We start from the raw sequence: 310 nt of genomic DNA on the forward strand, positions 1-310 counted from the left end.
AATGCGTGTAATGTCCGCACTATGATAGTAAGGAGTAAAGGCTTTTTGAATTATCAAGTCAATTCTAGGTATAACAAAGTTTAACTCTAAACGCCCCTTGTCTGTGTGTTCTACCCATAAAATGTTATAACGCCCTTGCATTTCTTGTGTGAGTAAAGCATTTTCAAAGCTTTCCATAAGTTCGTATTTTAAACTCTCATCAATATTTGACTCTTCAAAGGATAAGCACCCTACACATGCCTTGTGTTTTTGAGTAAGAGAGAGTAAAAGGCTTTTAGTTAGATTAGCATCGCCCCTTAAAACTTTAGCT

Annotated in this window: 1 protein-coding gene; it reads right to left on the reverse strand. The window is 35.8% G+C overall.

Going from position 1 to position 310, the window contains the following annotated elements; translation table 11 throughout:
* The coding region (locus tag F8C76_RS20105; protein ID WP_152132987.1) for a relaxase/mobilization nuclease domain-containing protein at positions 1-310 on the reverse strand (310 nt) is incomplete at both ends.

Origin of the sequence: Flagellimonas olearia (assembly GCF_009184425.1) — a bacterium.
Taxonomy (GTDB): Bacteria; Bacteroidota; Bacteroidia; order Flavobacteriales; family Flavobacteriaceae; genus Flagellimonas; species Flagellimonas olearia.